This is a genomic window from Caballeronia eucalypticola (genome assembly GCF_047608185.1).
In the GTDB taxonomy this organism is placed as follows: Bacteria; Pseudomonadota; Gammaproteobacteria; order Burkholderiales; family Burkholderiaceae; genus Caballeronia.
In genome coordinates this window covers 1-21,691 of record NZ_JBLKRU010000051.1, presented here as the reverse complement: position 1 = coordinate 21,691, position 21,691 = coordinate 1, and the positions used below count along the sequence as shown (strand labels likewise).

At 57.4% G+C, this 21,691-nt stretch carries 23 protein-coding genes and 2 pseudogenes; 17 read left to right on the top strand and 8 right to left on the bottom strand.

What is annotated here, in order from left to right; genetic code table 11:
* Positions 1-402 precede the first annotated feature (402 nt).
* From ACMX25_RS34505 to proX, 7 genes are all read left to right on the top strand, one after another.
* Positions 403-1,215, top strand: a complete 813-nt coding sequence (locus ACMX25_RS34505) for an alpha/beta fold hydrolase (RefSeq protein WP_414954371.1) — start codon at positions 403-405, stop codon at positions 1,213-1,215.
* A 40-nt stretch (positions 1,216-1,255) separates the two neighbouring features.
* On the top strand, positions 1,256-2,401 hold the full coding sequence (locus ACMX25_RS34500) for an FAD-dependent monooxygenase (RefSeq protein ID WP_414954370.1): 1,146 nt from the start codon (positions 1,256-1,258) through the stop codon (positions 2,399-2,401).
* A gap of 16 nt (positions 2,402-2,417) precedes the next feature.
* The gene (locus ACMX25_RS34495) at positions 2,418-2,612 is read left to right on the top strand and encodes a tautomerase family protein (protein ID WP_414954369.1); all 195 of its coding nucleotides are present in this window, start codon (positions 2,418-2,420) and stop codon (positions 2,610-2,612) included.
* Positions 2,613-2,614: 2 nt separating this feature from the next.
* Positions 2,615-3,406, top strand: a complete 792-nt coding sequence (locus tag ACMX25_RS34490; protein WP_414954368.1) for an alpha/beta fold hydrolase — start codon at positions 2,615-2,617, stop codon at positions 3,404-3,406.
* Between the two features lie 278 nt (positions 3,407-3,684).
* A complete protein-coding gene (locus ACMX25_RS34485; protein WP_414954367.1) occupies positions 3,685-4,986 on the top strand; it encodes a quaternary amine ABC transporter ATP-binding protein in 1,302 nt (433 codons plus the stop codon).
* Positions 4,983-5,888 carry an ABC transporter permease gene (locus ACMX25_RS34480; protein ID WP_414954366.1) on the top strand — a complete coding sequence of 302 codons (906 nt, stop codon included), beginning with the start codon at positions 4,983-4,985 and terminating at the stop codon, positions 5,886-5,888. Before ACMX25_RS34485 ends, ACMX25_RS34480 begins: the two co-directional genes overlap by 4 nt.
* Before the next feature lie 124 nt (positions 5,889-6,012).
* Positions 6,013-7,026 (top strand): glycine betaine/L-proline ABC transporter substrate-binding protein ProX, encoded by a 1,014-nt coding sequence (gene proX / locus ACMX25_RS34475; RefSeq protein ID WP_414954365.1) that lies wholly within the window; start codon positions 6,013-6,015, stop codon positions 7,024-7,026.
* A 121-nt stretch (positions 7,027-7,147) separates the two neighbouring features.
* Here proX and ACMX25_RS34470 read toward each other — a convergent pair whose 3' ends face one another.
* Entirely contained in the window at positions 7,148-8,086 is a 939-nt protein-coding gene (locus tag ACMX25_RS34470) for a LysR family transcriptional regulator (protein ID WP_414954364.1), read from the bottom strand.
* Positions 8,087-8,895: 809 nt separating this feature from the next.
* Between ACMX25_RS34470 and ACMX25_RS34465 the strand changes: the two genes are divergently transcribed.
* On the top strand, positions 8,896-9,642 hold the full coding sequence (locus tag ACMX25_RS34465) for a hypothetical protein (protein WP_414954363.1): 747 nt from the start codon (positions 8,896-8,898) through the stop codon (positions 9,640-9,642).
* Between the two features lie 754 nt (positions 9,643-10,396).
* The gene (locus ACMX25_RS34460; RefSeq protein ID WP_414954362.1) at positions 10,397-10,738 is read left to right on the top strand and encodes a hypothetical protein; all 342 of its coding nucleotides are present in this window, start codon (positions 10,397-10,399) and stop codon (positions 10,736-10,738) included.
* A 151-nt stretch (positions 10,739-10,889) separates the two neighbouring features.
* Here the strand turns inward: ACMX25_RS34460 and ACMX25_RS34455 are convergent, their stop codons facing one another.
* Both ACMX25_RS34455 and argC read right to left on the bottom strand, forming a co-directional pair.
* A complete protein-coding gene (locus ACMX25_RS34455) occupies positions 10,890-11,405 on the bottom strand; it encodes a GNAT family N-acetyltransferase (RefSeq protein WP_414954361.1) in 516 nt (171 codons plus the stop codon).
* Positions 11,406-11,433: 28 nt separating this feature from the next.
* Positions 11,434-12,360, bottom strand: a complete 927-nt coding sequence (argC, locus tag ACMX25_RS34450; RefSeq protein WP_414954360.1) for an N-acetyl-gamma-glutamyl-phosphate reductase — start codon at positions 12,358-12,360, stop codon at positions 11,434-11,436.
* Positions 12,361-12,489: 129 nt separating this feature from the next.
* Between argC and ACMX25_RS34445 the strand changes: the two genes are divergently transcribed.
* Positions 12,490-13,374: a LysR family transcriptional regulator gene (locus tag ACMX25_RS34445; protein WP_414954359.1), complete on the top strand. Its 885-nt coding sequence runs from the start codon at positions 12,490-12,492 to the stop codon at positions 13,372-13,374.
* 290 nt (positions 13,375-13,664) lie between these two features.
* Here ACMX25_RS34445 and ACMX25_RS34440 read toward each other — a convergent pair whose 3' ends face one another.
* A complete protein-coding gene (locus ACMX25_RS34440; RefSeq protein ID WP_414954358.1) occupies positions 13,665-14,630 on the bottom strand; it encodes a GlxA family transcriptional regulator in 966 nt (321 codons plus the stop codon).
* 188 nt (positions 14,631-14,818) lie between these two features.
* Between ACMX25_RS34440 and ACMX25_RS34435 the strand changes: the two genes are divergently transcribed.
* The 7 genes and pseudogenes from ACMX25_RS34435 to ACMX25_RS34405 all read left to right on the top strand — a co-directional run bounded on the left by ACMX25_RS34435 (position 14,819) and on the right by ACMX25_RS34405 (position 18,164).
* Positions 14,819-15,112 carry a hypothetical protein gene (locus ACMX25_RS34435; RefSeq protein WP_414954357.1) on the top strand — a complete coding sequence of 98 codons (294 nt, stop codon included), beginning with the start codon at positions 14,819-14,821 and terminating at the stop codon, positions 15,110-15,112.
* A gap of 38 nt (positions 15,113-15,150) precedes the next feature.
* Positions 15,151-15,558 carry an MAPEG family protein gene (locus ACMX25_RS34430; RefSeq protein ID WP_414954356.1) on the top strand — a complete coding sequence of 136 codons (408 nt, stop codon included), beginning with the start codon at positions 15,151-15,153 and terminating at the stop codon, positions 15,556-15,558.
* Between the two features lie 152 nt (positions 15,559-15,710).
* Positions 15,711-16,424, top strand: a complete 714-nt coding sequence (locus tag ACMX25_RS34425) for a hypothetical protein (protein ID WP_414954355.1) — start codon at positions 15,711-15,713, stop codon at positions 16,422-16,424.
* 32 nt (positions 16,425-16,456) lie between these two features.
* Positions 16,457-16,897, top strand: a pseudogene (locus ACMX25_RS34420) (MFS transporter); the annotation flags it as partial.
* Positions 16,898-16,941: 44 nt separating this feature from the next.
* Positions 16,942-17,244, top strand: coding sequence for an MFS transporter (locus ACMX25_RS34415; RefSeq protein ID WP_414954394.1), 303 nt, complete (start codon positions 16,942-16,944; stop codon positions 17,242-17,244).
* Between the two features lie 35 nt (positions 17,245-17,279).
* Positions 17,280-17,684: an MFS transporter gene (locus ACMX25_RS34410; protein WP_414954354.1), complete on the top strand. Its 405-nt coding sequence runs from the start codon at positions 17,280-17,282 to the stop codon at positions 17,682-17,684.
* Positions 17,685-17,759: 75 nt separating this feature from the next.
* The gene (locus ACMX25_RS34405; RefSeq protein ID WP_414954353.1) at positions 17,760-18,164 is read left to right on the top strand and encodes a hypothetical protein; all 405 of its coding nucleotides are present in this window, start codon (positions 17,760-17,762) and stop codon (positions 18,162-18,164) included.
* Positions 18,165-18,385: 221 nt separating this feature from the next.
* Here ACMX25_RS34405 and ACMX25_RS34400 read toward each other — a convergent pair whose 3' ends face one another.
* From ACMX25_RS34400 to ACMX25_RS34385, 4 genes and pseudogenes are all read right to left on the bottom strand, one after another.
* The gene (locus tag ACMX25_RS34400) at positions 18,386-18,793 is read right to left on the bottom strand and encodes a GFA family protein (RefSeq protein WP_414954352.1); all 408 of its coding nucleotides are present in this window, start codon (positions 18,791-18,793) and stop codon (positions 18,386-18,388) included.
* A 241-nt stretch (positions 18,794-19,034) separates the two neighbouring features.
* A complete protein-coding gene (locus ACMX25_RS34395; protein ID WP_414954351.1) occupies positions 19,035-19,313 on the bottom strand; it encodes a hypothetical protein in 279 nt (92 codons plus the stop codon).
* A gap of 732 nt (positions 19,314-20,045) precedes the next feature.
* The gene (locus tag ACMX25_RS34390) at positions 20,046-21,059 is read right to left on the bottom strand and encodes an IS110 family RNA-guided transposase (protein ID WP_414954350.1); all 1,014 of its coding nucleotides are present in this window, start codon (positions 21,057-21,059) and stop codon (positions 20,046-20,048) included.
* 128 nt (positions 21,060-21,187) lie between these two features.
* Positions 21,188-21,565 (bottom strand): annotated as a pseudogene (locus ACMX25_RS34385) (acyltransferase family protein); the annotation flags it as partial.
* Between the last annotated feature and the right edge of the window lie 126 nt (positions 21,566-21,691).

Below are 21,691 nucleotides of genomic sequence, written 5' to 3'. Positions count from 1 at the left end.
CAACGACTCCGAGTAGATTTAGACAAGCCATCTCCCCATCGAAGATCGGAATTGCATAACTGCGTGAACTGCAGGTCTCGCACGTTCACTTCCGATTGCGATTGAAGCCCTTGTTCTAAATTGTTCGCACCTCGCTCGTCAAGGCTTCCAAAGACGACGAATGCCCTGGAACGATGGTCAAGAGTCCTCGACATCCACCGGCTTTAATAACCCAAATACGTTGCGACGTCATATGCGCTCGTCCAGCATGTGCCCACACGCGGTTCTTTAATCTATTAACATCAAATTTATTGATGAATATATTCAAATTATCGATTTGACTGATCAATGGGTCTCATTATTTAATGTTCTTAGCAGCAAAAAATTCCAAAGATTGTTGCTCAACATTTAACAGGATTCGCGATGGTCGAAACAGTCGAAAATCAAAAATCAAAAGTGCCCGTCATAGATTGTGCGCATTGGATGGTTGGTGAAGGCGACCCACTGTTCCTGCTCCATGGCATTGGCGCCTCGCACGCAGCGTGGGACGGCATCGTTAACGAACTCAAGTCGGACTTTTGCTGTGTCTCGTATGACCTGCGTGGCCATGGTGCATCGCCCCTGCCTAACTGCGCCTTTGGCTTGGACGAACTCGTAGCCGACCTGGAGGCTTTGCGCGCAAAACTGGGCTTTGAGTCGATGCACGTCGCCGGCCATTCGCTGGGCGGCATGATAGGCCCGGCGTACGCCCGAAAATACCCGCATCGCGTCAAAACGCTAGGACTCCTATCCACGGCCGCCGGCCGCACGGAAGAGGATAGCGCCAAAGTGCGGGGTGTCGTTACGGCCATGAAACGTGACGGCATCCCGAATATCCTGGATAAGCTGGTAGACCGTTGGTACACGGACGAGTTCGTTAAGAATAATCCTGCCGTGGTCCAAGCGAGGCTTAATCAAATCACCGGCATGAATGCCCAGATATTTCTCAACGTCTTCGACATCTATGCGGAGACAGAAATGGCGCCTTGGCTGCATGAGGTCAAGACACCCTCTCTGATTGTCACCGGCGAACACGACGGCGCCTGCAATCCCCGTCTCAACACCTACATACAGAGCCAGCTGGACGATTCGGAACTTGTCATTCTGAATGGATTGAAGCACTCCATCCTGATGGAGGCACCCGCTAGGGTCGCCGCAGAGATCCGCCGCTTTGTTAAGTCGCGGCGGCAGTCATAAAAATCCAACGATGCCAATTCAAAGCAAACGGACAACGACGATGCAAACGGTGAAACCAGTAGTTGAAATTGCGGGCGCGGGGCTCGCTGGACTTGCGGCAGCAGCGGCTTTCGCGCAGCGAGGATGGAGCGTCCGCGTTCATGAACGAAGCAAGGAACTGCGGGAAATCGGTGCCGGGCTGTACCTTTGGCAAAATGCTTTGGACGCCCTACGCGAACTGGGTGTGTACGACAAAGTTGCGGCCGCGGGCGTGCGTTCGCCCAACCCCAGGTTACTGCTGGACCACAAGCAACGTGAACTGAATATGCGTCGGCCTAACGAAGAGGTGCCGGAACTGATCGTTATATTGCGAACCGAACTGCACCGCATCCTTGCAGAAAACGCCATCGCCCATGGCGTGGAAATTGTAACTAGTTCAAAGGTTATGGGTGCCGATCCCGAAGGCCGTCTGGAGTTTGCCGACGGAATGGGCAAAAAGGCCGACCTGATTGTGGGAGCAGATGGCGTATTCTCCAAAGTCCGGGACTCGCTCAAACTAGCTACAGAAATCCGCGAAATGAAAGACGGTTGCGGCCGCCACCTTATTTCCCGGCTGCCGGGCGACAGCTTGGACACCCGGCGCGTGGAAATGTGGAATGGCGGCCGCCGCATCGGCATGGCGCCGGCCAGCAAGGATCATCATTATGTTTTCCTGTGCTGCCCCGAAGAAGACGTGGCCGGTCGAATCCAGCAACCGTTCAATCTGGAGGCGTGGATCGACAGCCACCCTGGTTACGCAGACTATCTGAAGCGTATTCCGCGCCATCCAGTCGAGCACTGGCGTCCTTTTTACAACGTCACTTGTTCATCCTGGTCCAAGGGCAATGTATGCATCATTGGCGACGCCGCGCACGGCATGGCACCCAATCTTGGCCAGGGGGCTTGCGTGGCCATCGTCAACGCAGTGGTATTGGCCCGCACGGTGTCGGGGGAGCGCAACATCCTTACCGCACTCCAACTCTGGGAACAGGCAGAACGACCCTATATCAGCCAGACACAGCGTATGTCCTATCTATATGGTGCCGTCGGCACCCGCTGGCCGAAAGGATTGCTGGACCTCCGCACCAAACTCATTCCACTGCTGGCTAAGACGCAACGCGTGCAGCGCAACCTGCGTTGCGCACTCGACCATAAACCCAATATCTAATTCAAGTGGAGCAGACATGCCAATCATTCGCGTAGAAATGTTCGAGGGCCGCAATGCGGACCAAAAAAGTAGCTTGGTCAAAGAGCTGACCGACGGATTCATGCGCACCTGCGGCGGCAAGATCGAAAGCGTACAGGTCGTGATAACGGAGTATTCGCCGGGCGACTGGGGAGTCGCCGGCCGACTCGCCAGCGACAGACTCAAGGGCTAACCATGAAAATGACCATGGTGGGCGGCACGGCCTGGAGGACTGAAGGCGAAGGTCTCAACATCATTTTTGTACACGGCAACGGCTCAACCCACGAGACCTGGCAAAGCACTGTCAAGCATCTGACGGACGCCTTCCGCTGCACGGTTTATGACCTCCGGGGACATGGTCATTCGCAATCTATCCAAGGCGAGCTGACACTCGACGTGCTAGTGGAAGACTTGGAGCAGCTACGCGCCACGCTCGATATCGAACGCGTCTTTGTCGTAGGACATTCGTTGGGCTCATTCATCGCTGCGGCCTACGCGCGTAAATACCCTCGGCACGTAGAGCGTCTTTGCCTGATGGCTACGCCAGTAAAGCGCACAGATCAGGAAAGGCAGTCCAACGCAACGCTGATCGAAAAGATCAAGCGCAACGGTGTGAAAGAGACCATTTCCAGTTTGGTAAAGAGCTGGTACACCGACCCCTTCGTTGTGGCTCACCCGGCGCTGTTGCAACGACGCTTGGACCAGTTGCTGAGCATAGGCGAAAGCGCCTTTGTCAGCGCCTACGAGTTGTACAACCGCACGGAAATTGACGCCTGGCTGCCAACCGTCGCGGCGCCCACCTTAGTAATGACGGGTGAGTTCGCTAAGGGCTGCGGGGCAGACGTTGCCCAATACACAGCCAATTCCATACCGACAGCCAAGCTCGTTATTTTCCCGCAAATGAAGAACGGCATCCTTACGGAAATCCCCGATCGCGTGGCCAATGAGATTGCTGCCTTCGCAAACACCGCCGTTCATTGCGCCTGACACAATCTGCTGATAAAAAATGCGGAGAAGCACAAAAGCAATATCGATATTTTTGATAGAACTATTGAAATTATCGAATTGACTGATCTATAACGGCTGGATTAAATGCTGTTGATCGATTCGCACGGGATCAAAGCGTAGTAGATGGCTGGTGGTTAGCACTCGAGGTGTCTTGCATGTGCGAAGTGCCTTATCGAAAGCCAGTTTAGTTATCGCTCAATCAGTATGGCCATTGCCACGCAATGGTCGCTAAAACTCGATTAATCCGGAAACCATCCATGACGATAAAACTGGAGATCAGGGGGGTGAGCAAGGCCTATGGGCATCAACCTCTCGATGCGCTGAAACTCGCGAAACAAGGCCTTCATCCAAAGGAGATTCTTGAACAGACCGGCCAGATGCTGGCGGTCAACGACGTGTCCATGTGTGTCGAGCAAGGCGAGATATTTTCCATTATGGGCCTGTCCGGATCTGGCAAATCTTCGCTGGTGAGATGTTTGAATCGGCTTATCGAACCTACGTCTGGGTCTATCTTGATCGATGGACAGGACATTTGCGTGAAGACCAGCGATGAGCTGCGGCATTTGCGGCGTACGAAGATCGCGATGGTTTTCCAAAACTTTGCCCTGCTGCCGCATAAGTCGGTCGTTGAGAATGTCGAATTCGGACTGAAGCTGCGGGGCGAGACGCCGAAGGCGCGGCGTCTCAAAGCGAACCGTGCATTGGACAAGGTCGGCCTAGCGCAATGGGCAAGCCGGTTTCCCGATAACTTGAGCGGAGGCATGAAGCAGCGGGTTGGCCTAGCACGCGCCTTGGCTAATGACCCAGACATCTTGTTGATGGACGAACCGTTCAGCGCGTTGGACCCCTTGATTCGCGCGGATCTACAAGCGGAGCTGCTAAAGCTGCAACTGGATATCAAGAAGACGATTATCTTCGTCACACACGATTTCCACGAAGCGGTGAGACTCAGCAGCCGAATCGCAATTATGCGCGACGGCAAGTTCGTGCAGGTGGGCACACCCCAAGAAATTCTGCTGCGACCCGTAAATGACTATGTGTTGAGGTTTGCACGGGATATAGACCGCGCGCAAACAATCACTGCCGGGGAAATCGCGTCGTCCGGCGCCTATTCGATTCCGGCCGGCATACCCGCCGCGGCCGCATTGGATCTGCTGCGAGAGTCAAATCGGCCCTACGGGATTATCCAGGACGCTGCTCGCTTGCCGGTAGGCTTGCTGTGCCGCGCCGACCTGGAAAGGTCTGGCGCGCTTGATGGCAAGTCCGCACTCGACTGCAAGGTTGCGCAGCCGGCTATTTCTCTCCCCGCAACCACAACCCTTGCTGCCCTTTACCCGCATTTTGCCAGCCGTATGCCCCTAGCCATCCTGGACGGAACTGGCGGCATCGTCGGCACGCTCGACGCCAACGACGTGCTGACGCACCTTGGGCAGTTAGAGCCGTTACGGGGTGCCGTGGATGCCGAATCCTCGGCGGCTGTCGCTGCGCCCGACGGCACAACCGAGGGTTCGCAACCGATCTTTCCGGCTAATCAACGTTTCGAGGCAGTGGACCCATGAATCGTCTTCCTAATCAATATGTTCTGCCTGTGGATAAAGTTATTCAAGGCGCCGTGGACTGGCTTGTCAATGATTGGCGACCGTTATTTCAGGCGGTACGGTGGCCTATCTCACAGGTGCTGGCTTCGGTATCCGCGGGATTGCATGCCTTGCCGTTCTGGCTGGTCATCGCGTTTTTCCTGGTTGTGGGCTGCAGGACTGCGGGGGTGCGCAACGGCATATTCTGCGGTGCGTCATTTGGGCTGATTGCCGTAATGGGGCTGTGGGAAGAGGCTATGGATTCATTGTCTATTCTGACCACCGCCGTGGCTTTCTGCGTCGTGGTGGGCGTGCCTACCGGCATCGTGGCTGGCCGAAGCAATAGGTTCTGGTCGGTGTTGCGGCCGGTGCTTGATGTAATGCAGACGACGCCGTCCTTCGTTTACTTGGTACCGGTGGTGATGCTGTTCGGCATCGGCACCGTACCCGGTGTCATTGCGACGATCATCTTTTCTATGCCGCCAATTATCCGTCTGACCAACCTGGGGTTAAGGCAGATACCTATTGAAGCCATTGAGGCGGCCGAGTCTTTCGGCGCGACTGAGTGGCAAGCGCTGATCAATGTGCGATTGCCTTTGGCGCTGCCGTCGATCATGGCTGGCCTGAATCAGACTTTGCTAATGGCGATGGTGATGAGCGTGATCATTTCGATGATAGGTGCTGAGGGCCTGGGCCTGACCGTGCTGCGTGGTATTGGTGCGCTGGACGTTGGGCTGGCCGGTATTGGCGGCTTGGCGATCGTTCTGTTGGCCATTTCACTAGATCGCATAACGCAGGGCATGGGAGAGAAATCCAGGCCGACGCATACCCTGGCACGGCGCGCTTTGCGCATCGGATGGATGCGCAAGGTCGATGCTCGCTGAACGAATGCGACTATCAGTGGATGTATCACAGGTGGGCACAAAGTGTTGAAGATCTGTAAATGAAGATAAACCACTCACAGCGTGTTATAGGGGGATGACAATGAACTTGCGTAGAAGAAGCTTGATGATGGCAGTGGCATCTGCAGTAACTATCTTGGCCTGCGCAGACGCAGGAGCGCAGGTAACGCTCCCGGGCGCAGGCAAGACGGTAAGGCCGGCTCGGCCGAACTGGGACTCTTTCTGGTTCGGTCAGAAGGTCGTGGATATGGGCATGGAGCGGTTAGGCTATAAGGTGGAAAAGCCAGCGACCTTAACGCCGCCGGCCATTTTCACTTCGATCGCGCGCGGCGACCTTATGTACTCCGTAGATACTATCCTGCCCAACCATGCGGACTTGTATGCCAAGACGGAAAAGGAAGTGATGCCCGTAGGGCCCATTATGGACCCAGGCACTCTGCAAGGCTACATGATCGACAAGAAGACCGCTGACCGATACAACATCCGCTATCTCGAAGACTTTGCCGACCCCAAGATTGCCGCGTTGTTCGATCAAGACGGCGACGGCCGCGCCGACATGATTGGCCCCTCAGTCGACTGGACGGGGTCTTCGGCGGTAGCGCTGAATCACATTAAAACGCTGGGGCTGGGAAATCGCATTCGCGTGGTGCAGGGTGAATACACCACCCTCGCCGCAGATGCGGTGGGCCGTTACGCTGCCGGGAAGCCTATATTCCTGTACACCTGGTACCCGAATCCGACGACGATGAAGCTACGTCCCGGAAAGGACCTGGTGTGGCTTGAGTTGAAGAAAGTATCGTTGCCGGGCAACCAGATGGAAAAGTATAAAGCCAGGCCCAACGTCGAAGGATGTGCGTCCAATCCGTGCAATCTAGGTTGGCTTCCGACGGTCTACTACATTGCGGTTAACCGCGCTTGGGCGGCCGAGAATCCCGCAGCGATGAAGTTTTTCAGCGAGTTCAAAATGACATTAGAAGATCGCGCCGAGCAAAACATTAAAATGCTCAATGGCGAGAACCGCGAAGAAGACATCGGACGCCACGCTCGGGAGTGGATAGCCAAACACCAAGCTGAGTTCGATGCCTGGATCGCCGCGGCTATTGTTGCGGGCAAGAAGTAAGCAAACAATGGCGCCCGCAAGACGCGGGGCGGCGTTCACCGGCGTGCGGTTCACGAGGCGTCAGGATGATGGCTCTAGTATTTGTGCCAACTCGCATCATCTGACGGCAACAAAACTATGGCTATTGGGTTCCTCGTTCCAAGTCTGAAGCCTTGCCGATTTCATCGGCCAACGTCTTAAGGAATGCTTGCTCAGTAGGGCTGGCCCGAACCTTGTCGTTCTTGATCATGAAAACGTCAATAGGCATGATGTTTTCATAGGGCGGCAAGCGCCACAGAATGCCGTCGCGTACATCGCGCGCGGCGATCTGCACCGGAATGGCCCCTATGCCCATACCCGCGACAATCATGCGGTGAACCTCTTCGAGGTTTGCGGATATACCGGTCAGGGGCTTGCGGAACTTGATTTGATGACGCATCTCCGTGATCGAGTGCAGATAGTCGGAATGGACGGCCGTCTGATAGGTAATCTCATCTTGGTCCTCCAGGTCCTTGAGGGTCAGATTTTCTCGCCCAAACAGGGGATGGGAGACCCCGCAGTAAAATCCGCAATACTCCTTAAAAACGTGCAGATGCTCAAACTCCGGGCGTTTATTGAATACTGGAGCAATACCGAAATGAATCAGCCGGTTCGACAGCGCCTCAATAATCTCGGAGCTGTTCATGACCGCGCACGAGATCGTCGCCCGACGGTGCCGTCGGTGGAACTCCGTCAAGGTTCGGTCGATTATTGGGCTGGTCATGTGACTTGCGAGCGTAAGCCGCACATTGCCCGTTAGCTCATCGCCAGTATCTTTTAGAAGCACCGAGATCCGATCGATCGCACCGCAGATTTCGCCAGCCTCGCGCAACAACAGGCGGCCGGCCTCCGTCAGTTCAAAAAACCTGGGCCCGCGCTCCGCCAGTTGCTGGCCCATCTGCCCTTCCAAGTTCTTTAGTGCCGCGCTGATTGCTGGCTGGCCACGTCCCAATATCTGTGCCGCTTTAGAGATGCTGCGAGTTTCCGCCACTACGACGAAGGTATGCAAGAGGTTCCAGTTAATATTCTTGATAGACGCCACTTCAATGCTCCACGTCAAGGTTTCCGAACTCACTACGAACGCGACTACCGCGCTTATAGTCATACGGCGGCCTGCTTTCGGTCAAGCAGCAGACGGACAGCGTAGACTCAAGCAGCAGACGGACAGCGTAGACTCAAGCTCCATATCGACTTGATGCATGCGGTCACGCTAGATTCCTACTTCCGCTCGCGCTACGTTACAGCCATTTCCAGTCCACGTACGAGAGGTAACGCGGGGATTCATGAAAATCCGCCACATTCCATCTAAGGCGCTCACAGCAAACGATTTGACGGATAGCTTCACAGCGCTAGGTGATTCGTCACGTGCGCAGGTATCTTTCCCGTTAAGTATGTGATGCCATGCGCGTCGATTATATTGAACGCTTCGGCCAGCGCAGCGCCATCTGTTGGGAAGAAAAATCGCTCCAAACCGACCACGTTTCGGTGGGGTTTGCCGGGAAAAAATCTCCAGGCACTAATTGTCTTAGGCGGATATTGGATCGTGGAAGCGCGTCCGCAGTAAGGTCTCTGGTTGGCCATCTACGGTGATTATCCGAAAGCGCGCTGTGGACGTTCGGACGACCGTTCCCCTCAAATAGCGGTCATCCCGGAGTGAGTTCACAGATCACCTCTTCGGCCGAATCAATCAAATTTTCTGATCGTGACAGGACGACTGCTTTATATTACGCCGCTGGGAGAGCCAATTTGTTGAGTAGCTGGTTGAATATGCCCTGCTATAGCCAGCGTGCGATGCGCGTTTAAATTCACGGCATTGCTCTTCATCAAACATTTCGCCTTAAGGAGACCCGGATGCAGGACCTGGACGATCAGGTGCAAAAGCTAAGAGCGATTTATCTGGATTCCGCCACAGCCGTGCCGATGAAAGATGAAGCTGCTGCGAATAAGGCTTTGGAAGCCTATCAGAGCCTACAACACGCAACGGACCGACTCTTCGATTTATTGATCGTCTTGGAGAATACTGACCAAACGGTTGGCACCGTGCGCTCTCTAGCCAATCATTTCTTTTTGGCCAATGTGCTGGATAACGTGAGCGAACCGATCGCCGAGGCGCTCAACAACATCGCGGCTTGCCTGCCCGGAATTGCTCAGCCCGACGGAACGAGGATTCCATCTGGGCCCGTTCAACCAGGCGCATCTCCTTCCCCGCAAGTCACTGCCTTCGTGAAAGCACTCGACAATGAGTCGGCTTGGCTGGAAGCCATGCTCATAGGCCGCGCCTTCACGGTCCTCAAGCGATTTCCTTTTTCCAACGCTCGCACCAAGGCGGTTGCGGACGCAGCGACTCGGATCAAACGGTTCGGCTACGCCTTTTCAATCCGCTCAGGCCGATACCAGATCAGCTCTGAGGGTATCGAAAATATCGTCGGCCAAATTTGGAAATGCCTCCAGCGCGTAGGCTCTCTCAACGCGCTCTCGAATATCATGCGGGTGGCCCTAGAGACCCAAGACTACGCCTACGAGCAAATTCTATTCGGCAGGAAATATGCCGGCGGCCTTGGCTATCGGCCCCCGGGATTGCCGATCGGTCTGCTTTAAACATTGCCGTCAAGCTGCCGGCCCTGGGATCCAACGAACGCAATGCCAGGTCCTTCTGGGACAAGGCCCTTGGAGACGAACGAGACCGAAGTGCCCGTAGAGGTGCGAGGTTGGATAGCTCCCGCCCCTGCGACGTCTTACCTTGTGCTTGGTACGTAACCACCGACGCAACCGCGTGCTGGTGTAGCTATCGAGCGCCCGATATGCTCGGCTGTGTGCATGCTGTCGCCACTACCCCGGCGCAGCGACTGGGCGTCCTGCCTGCTCGTTCACCCAGCCGTATCAGCCTTCCCCGATATGGCAGTCAGGTCGGCCTGCGCATCGTCCTTTTCGAGGCTTGCTCAGCGTTCACTCGCGTTACGGCCTGCACATTCGCGCTGTCACCGTATTTCGTGACACGCTTCACCGAAGGCTTCAACCGCTTCGTTACCTCCACGATTGCTCCGGTTGCTTCCGGCTGGAGCGGTTGCCGGGCGGGGCTTGCACCCGCTGGGAAAGCGCCGCCTTTGCACGGCGCACGCCACGAACGGTCATTCGACACAGACCACTATATCGGTAACAATCTCCGGGCAGCTTTGTTCTCGGCGCATGGTCACGGCGACCGAACTAATAGTCATTGCCCCGTAGAGCAAGTATGGACAGCTCATTGCTGAAGCCGCCGTTTGACCGAGGCGCTAGATCGTTGCCAATTGCGCAACCCCAATGCCGGGCTTTTGGTGCTTGGCATGTATTAAACCCAGGAAACTTCCGCGACATGACTTCCGCCGACGTTATGCACATCTTCGAGGCGCTTATCGCCCTAGCGCTCATCGGCTTGGGAGGCTGCGGCCTTATGCAGAACAAAATTTCTGCCAAGCTGGAGAAAAACTACCCGGCAGAAAGTGCGCGCCTCAGTGATGCTGCTGTCGGTGTAGGCGGGAGGTTCAACTACGCTTCGATTATCTGGCTCGCCACTGGTGACTATAGGTCGCTGAACGATCCACAAATTGATAGCTGGGCGCGGGAAGCAAGAGCGGCACTATTTGTTGGTGCTTTCGCTGCTGTGGTGTTCTTCATGCTGCTCGCGTATGGGCGATATCGCGCTCACTCAATGTGAGTGAATACTCGTCGCCACGCTGACCGTCCACTTAAGGTCGACGAGCGCCGAACTACGATCGATGACTGGCAGGGTCGAATTACGGCACGGGTATTTGCCGGCGTTCGGCCAATAACGGACCGTCACGAAATGCACCCAAACCGCCGACAATCTATACGTCGATAACGTATCGACGGTCGACCACTGGTGTAGCGTCGATGTAACCGGCTTCAATCCCTGCAAATCGCCAACCATTCCGCTCGTAGAAGGCAATCGCAGGACCGTTTGCGTCGAGAACGTAAAGATGCATCAAATTCTGGTTTTGTTCCTTCGTCCACTTGCGTGCCGCGTCAATCATGAGCTGTCCTGCTCCGCGTCCTTGATGAGTGGCGAGCACATGTAGGCAGTCAAGTAAAGTTCCGTGGGATGAGTCTTCAACCTTCTCCACACTGACGAAGCCAATCGCTGTGCCGTTAAGCTCCGCCAACATGACGAGGCCTCGCGCTGCTGCTGGCCGCAGCATATAGTTTTCCCAATGCGAGACATGCTCGGCCGGGACGTTTTCACGTAGGTACGCGGCTGGTAGGATTTCCCGGTAAGCTGCCTGCCAACTTTGGGTGTGTAGCCTTGCAATGCATCGTGCATCATCACGCAACGCGATGCGTAGTAGGATCTCTGAATCTGCCATGTCTGTCACCGAAAGCCAGCGGACATTGTTATCGCGTAAGCATCAGGTTCAGGTTCTGAACCGCTGCGCCGGCTGCGCCCTTGCCGAGATTATCGAAAACTGCGGATAGCAAGACGTGCCCGTGTTCCATGTTAGGAAATACGCTTAAGCGCATATTGTCCGTACCGTTCAGTAGCTGTGGATCCAACTGCTTTAAAACGCACGATTCATGCAGCGGCAAGACATGTACGTGGGCCGCCTCGGCATAGTGGCGTGCGAGGCATGCGTGTAACGTGACGCCGTCTACGCCGCGTGTCAGCAGCCGTAGATCCAAGGGCACTGTCAACACGATGCCCTGACGGAACGCACCATACGCAGGGACGAAGATCGGACGCTGCGCGAGGCCGGCGTGCTGCTGGATCTCCGGGATGTGCTTGTGCGCGAGCTCCAGTCCATACACCTGGTACGACGGTGCATTGGCAGCCCCCGGCCTCTCGTGTTCTTCCACGCCGGCACGCCCTCGTCCGGAGTAGCCAGACACCGCGTAAATGCTGACGGGGTGGCTCTCTGGAATGAGGCCGGCGTGCAACAGGGGACGCAGCAGACCAATTGCACCCGTTGGATAGCAACCTGGGTTGGTGACCCGACGTGCGGTCGCAATGCGCTCAGCCTGGCCCGGTGTCATTTCCGGAAAGCCGTATGTCCAGTCCGCCTTTGTGCGATGAGCGGAACTTGCGTCGATTACTCTGGTGGCGGGATTGACTATGGCGTCCACAGCCTCGCGCGCGGCGGCGTCGGGCAGGCAGAGGATGGCGATATCGCAGGCATTGATGGCTTCGGCGCGACGCTTGGAATCCTTGCGCTCCGCCGCGGGAAGCGTGACCAGCTTCAGATCGGTCCGGCCGCGAAGCCGTTCGTGAATTTGCAACCCTGTGGTGCCTTGGTCGCCGTCGATGAAAACAAGGGGAGAGCTCATGCGCGGGGATCCTCCGGTGACTCAATGACAACAAGTAGAACGTGCCTGCTATCTTCCGCGCACCGCTAGAATAGCGAAAGTTGAATTTCATAACGTGAAGATTCAGTTTTTCTGAATCTGGAGGCCGACATGCGAGAGATCAGCCTGGACCGTTTGCGTACCTTGGTGGCTATTGTCGACCGTGGCTCATTCGCCGACGCGGCGCGTGCGTTGCATCTGGCTCCGCCAACGGTCAGCCTTCACATCGCCGAACTGGAAGAGCGTATCGGGGCTCCGCTCTTGTCGCGCAAGCGCGGACATGTTCGGCCGTCCGCAACAGGCGAGGTGTTGGTCGAGCGCGCGCGTCGACTGCTGGCCGACGCGGAACAGGCGTTAGACGATGTTCACCGCCAGGTCCAAGGGCTTGTCGGACGCGTTCGGCTCGGTGCGTCGACCGGCGCGATTGCGCACCTGTTGCCTCAAGCGCTCGAAGTGCTGCGTGAGCACCATCCCGCTATCGATATTCAGATCGCGGTTCTTACTTCGCATGAAACGCTAACCCGATTGGCGGATGGAACGCTGGATGTCGGGCTGGTCGCACTGCCCCAGCCTCCGGCGGCGGGACTCGTGATAAAGCCTTGGCGCCGCGATCCCGTGATGGCCTTTGTGCCGGCCCATTGGCAGTGTCCGGCTCGCCTCACACCTGAATGGCTGGCCGCTCGCCCTCTCATTCTCAATGATGCGACCACGCGTCTCTCGCGTCTGACCGCCGAGTGGTTTGCAACGGGAGGGCATCATCCTGCGCCGCGCATTCAGCTCAATTACAACGATGCGATCAAGAGTCTCGTAGCGGCAGGTTACGGCGCGGCGCTGTTACCTCACGAGGCCACTACACCGTTACCGGACAGCCGCATTGCCATGCGTCCGCTATGTCCAGCGTTGTGGCGTCGGCTTGGCATTGCGCATCGTACAGGGTACGTCGATCGGTCCACGCAGCATGTACTCGATGCATTGTGGGATCTGCGACTGGCGTAGGAGTGTTACCTTTTTCGCGATGAGACCGATAACCCCAGCACTTCACGACGATCGAACGGCCGGTTTGTAGAAATCTGACATACGCGAATTGGGTTGCGTGCCAACGAGCGCTAGCAGACGGCGATCGGCCATAAAAAGCCATCGGTCCGCCGCGTCGCCTGGACACTCAGATGGCGCATGGTCCCAGTGAGCGGCCATTTGATTGCGGACGGAGAACATGATTTCCTCGGCCATTGCCGTCATTCGTCCATTTCGTGGCCCGCACTCAGCTATTGGTTGTTTTCGGCTCGTTAGCGCAGATCGGCGCGGAGATCGCGCACCCCTCGTCCTAAGCGGTCACGCAAGAGGGTTCCCAACGTCGCCCCATCGACGTAGCCGACCTCCGCTGCAATGGCGTCTAGGTCGAGGTCGCTGCCGTGAACGAGGGATCTCGCGCGTTCAACACGCAGGTCCTGAAAGTAGGAAAGCGGAGATTTTCCGAGCACAGCCTGGCAACGCCGTTGCAATGTCCTAGGACTTGTAGCGAGTGCACCGGCTGCGTCTGCTAGCGAAAAACCTTCCTTGAGATTGTCTCGCGCCCACCTTTCGAAACGCTGAATGACAGGATCTGCTTGTGCTAAATGATTGGGGATGATGTAGGGCGCTTGCGAGGAGCGGAAGTCGGCGAGCAGATAGCGAGAGACGACGGCCGCCAGCTCCGGGCTGGCCTTGCGCACTAGCCAAAGGGCTAGATCCAGATGACCCATAGCGGCTCCGGCAGTAACGATTCTGCCCGACGGCACGAGCATCCGAGTCTCGTCGAGCAGGACATTCGGGTACCGCTGTCGGAACAACGGACTGAGCCACCAGGTAGTAGTCGCTTCCCCGCCATCGAGAAGCCCGGCCTCGGCCAGAAGGAACGTGCCGATACAGGAAGCCGCGATGTGCGCGCCTTCAGCGTGCCATTTCACCAACTGCTCCATAGCCTCCTTCACATCCCGCCGCCCAAGAGCCGGGACCAGCAGATCCGGAGTCCCGGTATTTAACGCTGGAACGATGACCCAGTCCGGCTTCAGATCCGGGGTTACCTCTTTCACGGGAATCCCCAATCCTTGACCGGAGCGGACCTTCTTCCGCACACCCACGATCGAAACGTCGAAAGTAAGCGACCCACCCATTTGCTGCGCGGCGAACTTATGGGCGAGCCCGAGCGCGTCGAGAATCACGGTCAGCCCTGTGTCAAATACACCGTCGAGGGCGAGTAAAGAGATGTGCATGGCGCAAACGACCCTAAAGTTGTCGTTTGCGACTATATCGCGTTGTCACAGCGAAAGATACAAATCTCCTACCCTCTTAGTGGCGCGAATGACAGCAAAGTTGTCGTTTGCGACTGTTCGTTTTTGGAGCCATTGAGCACAGACTTAAGCCTTCACCCCGCCACAAACATTGGACAAGGAGTTCACTCATGAAAGTTTTAGCTATCGGCAAAGGCGTAAAGCCACTCACGGATGAAGTTAAGCAGCAGATCATGCCGAAGGAAGTTCCTCACACTCTCAAGCTCTACCTCGAAGGCAAGATCGAGCAGTTCTTCTTCTTGGTGGAAAAGCCTGGCGTCGTCTTTCTGATGAACGTCGGATCGGTGGACGAGGCGAGGGCGACCGTGAATGCGATGCCGCTCGCTTCTGGCGGTTTCCTCGATTTCGAGTTCCTTCAGATTGGTCCGCTCGCACCGCTGGGTCTTTTGCTGCAAGGCAAGTAAGCGGGCGCCAACGAACAGAGCGATAAGAGGCCATCACTATGAAGCTCACACCGGAACTCTATGTCCTGGCCCTTATCGCCGCAGCGACGGCCCTCATGTGGATTCCCTACATGTTGGCGAGAATCGTGACGCGCGGGGTTGGCCCGACGCTGGCCAACCCCGCTGATCCGGCCTTTCCTCCCGACCCCGCGTGGGCCGAGCGGGCACGGTGCGCGCACGCGAACGCGGTGGCGAATCTCGCCGTGTTCGCGCCGCTCGTGATTATCTTGGCGCTAACCAGCGCGAGCACCCCGGTCGCTATCTTCGCGGCTAAGACCTATTTGGGAGCGCGGCTCGTTCACTACATCGTCTACGCCGCAGGCGTCCCGGTAGTCCGAACGCTCGCCTTCGTGATCGGCGCCGGAGCGACCCTCGTGATTGCCGCCGTTGTGGTGGGCTATGCCTGACAACGGGATTGTGCAGCAGCACGAGCGAGGCGACATGGCCGGCACCAACGACATCGTGGAGAAGATCACCGGCCAAGCCGGAATCGGTCGCCGAATTTGTCGAGCGAAACAGGCATTCATTCGCATAACTTTAGGACCGGAGGGAGAGACCGATGCAAAACCTTATCGACAAATCCATTGAAGCACATGGTGGGCTTGAGCGTTGGAACAACGTTCGAGAGATTTCCGCGATCTGCGTTCCTGATGGTGCTGCTTTGCACCTGAGGGGCCAGGCGGCGTTTGCCAACACGCCCACGCGGGTGACTATCAAGACCCGCGAAGAAAGGACGACGTTCGACCCCTTCTTAGCACCGGGGCAAATCGGCGTATTCGAGCCTTACCGCACAGCCGTTGAGAAGCGGGACGGCGTGGTTCTCCAGGAGCTGAAAAACCCCCGTGACTCGTTCTCGGCAGAGGGACCTTGGAGCGCGCCCCAGCTCGCGTACTTCGCCGGCTATGCGCTGTGGACCTACCTCACCCTACCGTTCTCTCTTTTAAATGATGGCGTCCAGTGTCACGAAATTGAGCCGTGGATTGAGGACGGTGAAATGTGGAGGGCCGTCGCGGTCACTTTCCCCAAGTCCTACGTCACTCACTCGTCTGAACAGGTCCTCTATTTTGATGACGAGGGGTTGATCCGCCGACAGGACTACTCGGTCGATATCGCCGCTGGCGGCATGGCCGCTCACTACCTCCACGATCACCAAGCTTTCGGGGGAATCATCTTCCCCGTCCGCCGCCGCATCTATCCGCGTGGGCCGGGCCAGAAGCCAAACAAAGAGGTCGTCATCATGGCGGCTGACCTTAGCGACTTCCAGCTCTCTTAAACGGGCGGCCAACAGCCGGGTGCAAAACCACTATGGGTAGGATTCAAATGGATCGGCGACTTATTGTTCTCGTCCTTGGCATGTTCGCGCTTGGTACTGACAGCTTCGTTGTCGCCGGCTTGCTGCCCGAAATCTCTCGCGGCTTTAACATCAGCATCGGCGCCGCGGGGCAGATGACGACCGTCTATGCCGTAACGTATGCGCTGCTTGCGCCGATCATCGCGGCTCTGGCCGCACACGTTCCACGAAAGCAACTTCTGCTCGGCGGCCTCGCCGTCTTTGTGATCGCGAACCTCTGCACCGCCTTCGCCCCGACCTTCGCGCTTGCGCTTGCAACGTGGGCTCTCGCCGGCCTCGGCGCTGCCATGTTCGGGCCGACGGCAACCGGCTCCGCGACTTTGGTTGTCCCTCCCGAGCGCCGTGGCTTCGCCATCTCGGTCGTGATCGCCGGCATGACGATTTCCACAGCCCTTGGTGCTCCCCTCGGAACCCTCATAGGCGGTTTTGGCAACTGGCATTGGACGATGGTGTTGTCGCGGCGCTCGCCGCCGTCTCCGGCGTCGGCGTTCTGGCCCTTCTGTCGCACATTCCAATGCCCCCGCCCGTGTCGCTCTCCAAGCGGCTCGCGCCGCTGGCAGATGTACGCATCGGCCTCACACTAGCTACCACATTCTTGTTCCTGAGCGCCGCGTTCACAATTTACACCTACATGTCCGTGGTGTTCGATCGGGTGATCGGCGCTAGCCCTGCCTTGCTGAGCGGCTCTCTGGTGCTGTGGGGCGTGGCCGGGACGCTTTCGAACCTCTTGGTGGGCGCTTAGTCGATTCTATCGGCTCGCGCAAAGTGCTCGTCACGATGCTGGTGATCGTGATCGTCGATTTCGCGCTCCTGCCTTGGACAAGCTCACATCTCTGGACTGCCATCCCAGCGGTCATCATCTGGGGTGCCTGCGGATGGGGCCTGCTCGTGCCACAACAACACCGTATCGTGACGATCGCACCAACGCTCGCGCCCATTCTATTGGGCCTAAACAACTCCGCGACCTTCCTCGGGACCACTATGGCAGGCATCGTCGGTGCGGCGGGCCTCCAGTTCGTTGGCGGGCACAACCTGGGGTTTATCGCGGCGGGTCTAGCCGGCGCGGCGCTGCTTGTCGCCGAGCTCGCAGCCCGCAGCATCGACGCCTTCAATCAAAGGACCGACGCGCGCGAGATTTTGGCGGCGACTCCGACCGGCGCGGCCGAGCGGGAGAACGCCTAGTTGCGAAGAAGAGGCGCGACATCCGACAACCAATCTATCGGCGCGCGTCATCCACGATAAATCAAGGACCGCTTCATGCTCAGAAGATTTCGCCCTGGAACCGTCGCCACCGCTGTTTTGTTAGCCGTCGCGACTTCGGCGACCGCTCAAGTTCCGCAGCGCCCGACGCCGACCACCAAGATACTGGCGATCGGAACCCTTACCCCTGACGCGGGCCCGCAGCTCGTCCAGCGTATCCTTCCACAAGAAGTGCGCGCGACCGTGCAACTCTACCTTGATGGCAAGATCGACCAATGGTACTCGTTGCAGGACCGCACCGGCGTGGCTCTCGTCTTAAGCGTCACGGATCTCGCAGCAGCCCGTGAGATGCTCGAGAAGCTGCCGTTGGGTCAAGCTCATCTTATGACTTTTGAGCTAACTCCTCTCGCCCCGCTTAACCCGCTTCGTCAGTTGCAGGGAATGACTACGCGCTCGCCGTAGCCATAGTGGTTTCGCCCGGTGATGCAATCGGGTCCTTTGGCAAGACGACGGATGTCTCACTGCAAGGGCGAGCCAATAATGAGGCGCGTGCTATACGGGGACCCCACTCGCCAGCTAGCTCCGATCAGCTCGGTTGCGCAAGGGGCCGTTGTAGTTTGGAAGCGGTCGTTGCGGCCGCGCGAGTCTGAGCGGCGGTTCGGGGTCGATCGGCGACGAGCGAACTAGGGCACCTGAGGGTAGTGAGGAATTGCCTGACTAAGGCAAACCCATGGTTGTGCACTGGATGTCCAGATATCCAGCATTGGCTGAAACTCCGACGGATTGTCCAGCGTAGTGAAACGGATGGACATAACTTCTGCAGCAGTCTCGCCACTCGTGAACAGGGGAGAGCCGCAATCGGAACAAAAGCCGCGAATCGCGAGCCTGCCACTGCCAGCCCGAACCGAGTACGTCTTCGGCGTGCCGGTGATCGCCATGTCCGACACCCGCACGATGAAGCCGGAAGCGAAAGGAGCACCGCTTGAGCGTTGGCAGTCCAGGCAGTGGCAGTTGAGCGTCGCAACTGGCGCGCGCGAGCATACATATCGGATCGATCCGCATGCACACCCACCGGAAAATGGAGCAGTCATGTCGCTGTTACCTCTTGCCACCTAACTCGTTTTTACCGGCATATGACAGATGCCCCGCTGGAAGCTTGCTACTTGGCACTTCCTTATCGCCCGCGCAGTGTAGCGCCGCCGACATCACAAGGCAAATGGCCGGCTTCACACTCGCGAACGTCCGGTTAAGGTAATCTTGATTGCCCGCTACGGGTCGACTACGGGAGTTCGCCGTGAGGCTGGGTCCGGCCAGGACAATCAGAGCGTCGGTTTATTCTCGTACGCCGGTCGCGTACAGATGGTCGCCGCAATAGGCACTGCCTTTTAGCTGTTTGTTGCTGCAATCGCTCCACATGCAGTTAGCATTTCCGGTACCGCCGTGTGATTGCGTGAGATACGCCTTCCGGTATGTCTCATCAGACGTCTGCCAATCGGCCTCATCGGTGATCTTCACGGCCAACTGGATTTGATATTTGTCCCATTCGTCCACGGCCCAAAGTTGAGCGCAATGTTGACATCTCAAGAGCGCCTTCCAGTTGGCCGTATCCACATAATCAAACTCGGGAAACAACAGTCGTATTGTCCCGTCGACTCGTTGGATGGCAGGTTGATCGCGGCAATTGCACTTCATCCTGATTAGTTCTCCGTCAATCGAGTTAGGCGTTGTGCAGCCCGCAATGTACCGAATGGCTCGAGCGATTTAACGTTGCCCGTGAACCGGATTTTATATCGCAGAACGACCGCTTTTGGGAAATCTAAAGGTCCCTTCAGGGTCGCGTGCCGCCGATCGCGCCCATGCGAGATTGGCGAGCAATGCGGTTTGCATGAGTCAGGGTTCGGCCACATTCGGCCATTCGCGGTTGATGTCTAGATCGCTGACACCCATTAGCGGGCCCGGTGTCAAGTGAGCAAACAATACCCTCGACCGTCTGAGCAGTCGATTTCGATTCCATTGACCGAACGCAGTAGCCGAGCGCACCCGTTTCTTCGATTCATGGCTGCGACGGATCGCGCCAGACACCCATCAGGATCAAGCGATCGGCGTACATCGGCTGCCTGTCGCCCTGGTGGCTCTGCCACCCCCGAACGTTGGTGCCGCAACACGTCCAATGAATTCGCACAATACTCGTGGTTGCCAAACGTCCGGCACCAATCTAGGGTTGGCTCGTGTTGCGGGCGATCCGCTTTGCTGCACATCGGGGACGGCGGCACGGCATCCCATTCAATCTCGGTGGCTTCTCGCCAGTCAGCGATGAGGGCTTGCCGGTCGCCGTCGTAACTCTTATGCGAAGCAGCGGGTCACATCAAATGGCTTTCGCTCCTTCAGCATGTGGAAGCACGCTCGCGCTAGCTTGTGGGCCAGTGCCTTGCGCGCGACTACCGGATTGGTCCTGGCTTTCTTGCGCTCGTAGAACTGCCGGGCTTCGGTGCTAAAGCGCATCGAGAAGTTGGCCGCCTCGATAAATGCCCAGCTCAGGTATGGATTTCCGTTCCTTGTATTGCCTTCGCCCTTCTTTTTGCCGTTGCTCATGCGCTGACTGTCCACGCACCGCGCGTAGGAAGCGAAGTTGCCAGCGCTGGCGAAACGTTCGATAGTCCCGGTTTCCAGCATGATCACGGTGGCAAGGGTTTGGCCAATGCCGGGCACCGTGGTCAGCAGGGCGTAGTCTGCGTGTGCCGCGACTTTTTCCTGAAGACGCTTTTCCACGATTGCGATCTGTGCGGAGAGCGTCGTGATGACCGCGACGTTCGCGCGGACCGCGAGCGCTACGTCGGCTGGTAGATGCAGCTGGTCGACAGCGGCCTCGTCCAGTTGCTTGACCTGATTGCTCGTGATTCGCGTGCCAAACTGACGCGCCGTTGTGTTCTCGACGGCGAGGATGTGGGTGGTGCGGCTGCGCACCAGTTGCATGCGTTTGCGGGCCAGGTCGCGCACCTCACGGTGCTTCGCCGGCAGGATGGTGCCGGTAGGAAGGATGCCCAGGCGCAGCAGGTGGGCCAGGTAACGCGCGTCGGTCTCGTCACCGCTGTGCTTGAGCCCGTCGTATTTCTTGATCGCCGTGGTGTTGGCCAGATGGACCGCGAAGCCTGCAGCCTGCAGGCCGTCGACAAGCCAGTACCAGTTGTACGTGGATTCGACCACGACGCCTGCCAGCTCGGCTCGCCACGGGGCAAGGAACGCCAGAATCTTTGCCAGGTCGTTCGGCAATCGCTTTTCGGCGACCACGCGGTCCGTTTCGTCGATCACGCTCACCACGCTGTTGTTCGAATGCAGGTCAATGCCGCTATAGTTCATGATGACCTCCTTCCGGTTAAAGCGGTTTTGGCAAACTCACTTTAACCCCGTCGCCCGGCAGGGCGGCGGCAGGAGGTCCGCTAGATGATTTTCAATCGATGCAACTGATGGGAGCCCGCGTCGCGGTGTCAAAGGCGAGCGCCGTCCGGAACTCGCGCCGAGGCGCGAAGCCACTTCCGCTTAACGAAGCGATCGAGCGGCGTCGCATAGCCTCGCGCGATCAGTGTGCTCACAGCAGCCGACAGCACCAGAAAAACGCCGAGTAACAGCAGTTTCTCATTACCGTGCGTCGCCGATGGTGGATACAGCGTGCGAAGCCCGCCGAGCACAACGAGATGGAACAGATAAAGCTCGTAGCTGAGTCTGCCACTCCAGCGTAGCGGCGCCAGCAGGCGAGCGCTTCCGGGAGCACTGCTGGCATGCGCGTTGATCAGCAGCACGGCCGTGCCGAGTGCGATGCCGGTCACGCCGAAGACGTGGCTTTGCGCGATGGGCCACGCAAGATGGTCCGTCAGTAAAATCTATGGGCGAGTTCTGGCTCAGGAAGTTTGCCAAGTACGTGATATAGCGAGAGTTCCGTCATTTTGAAGGTGCGATATCCATAGGCTTTTCTCATAGTGACTTTGGCTTTG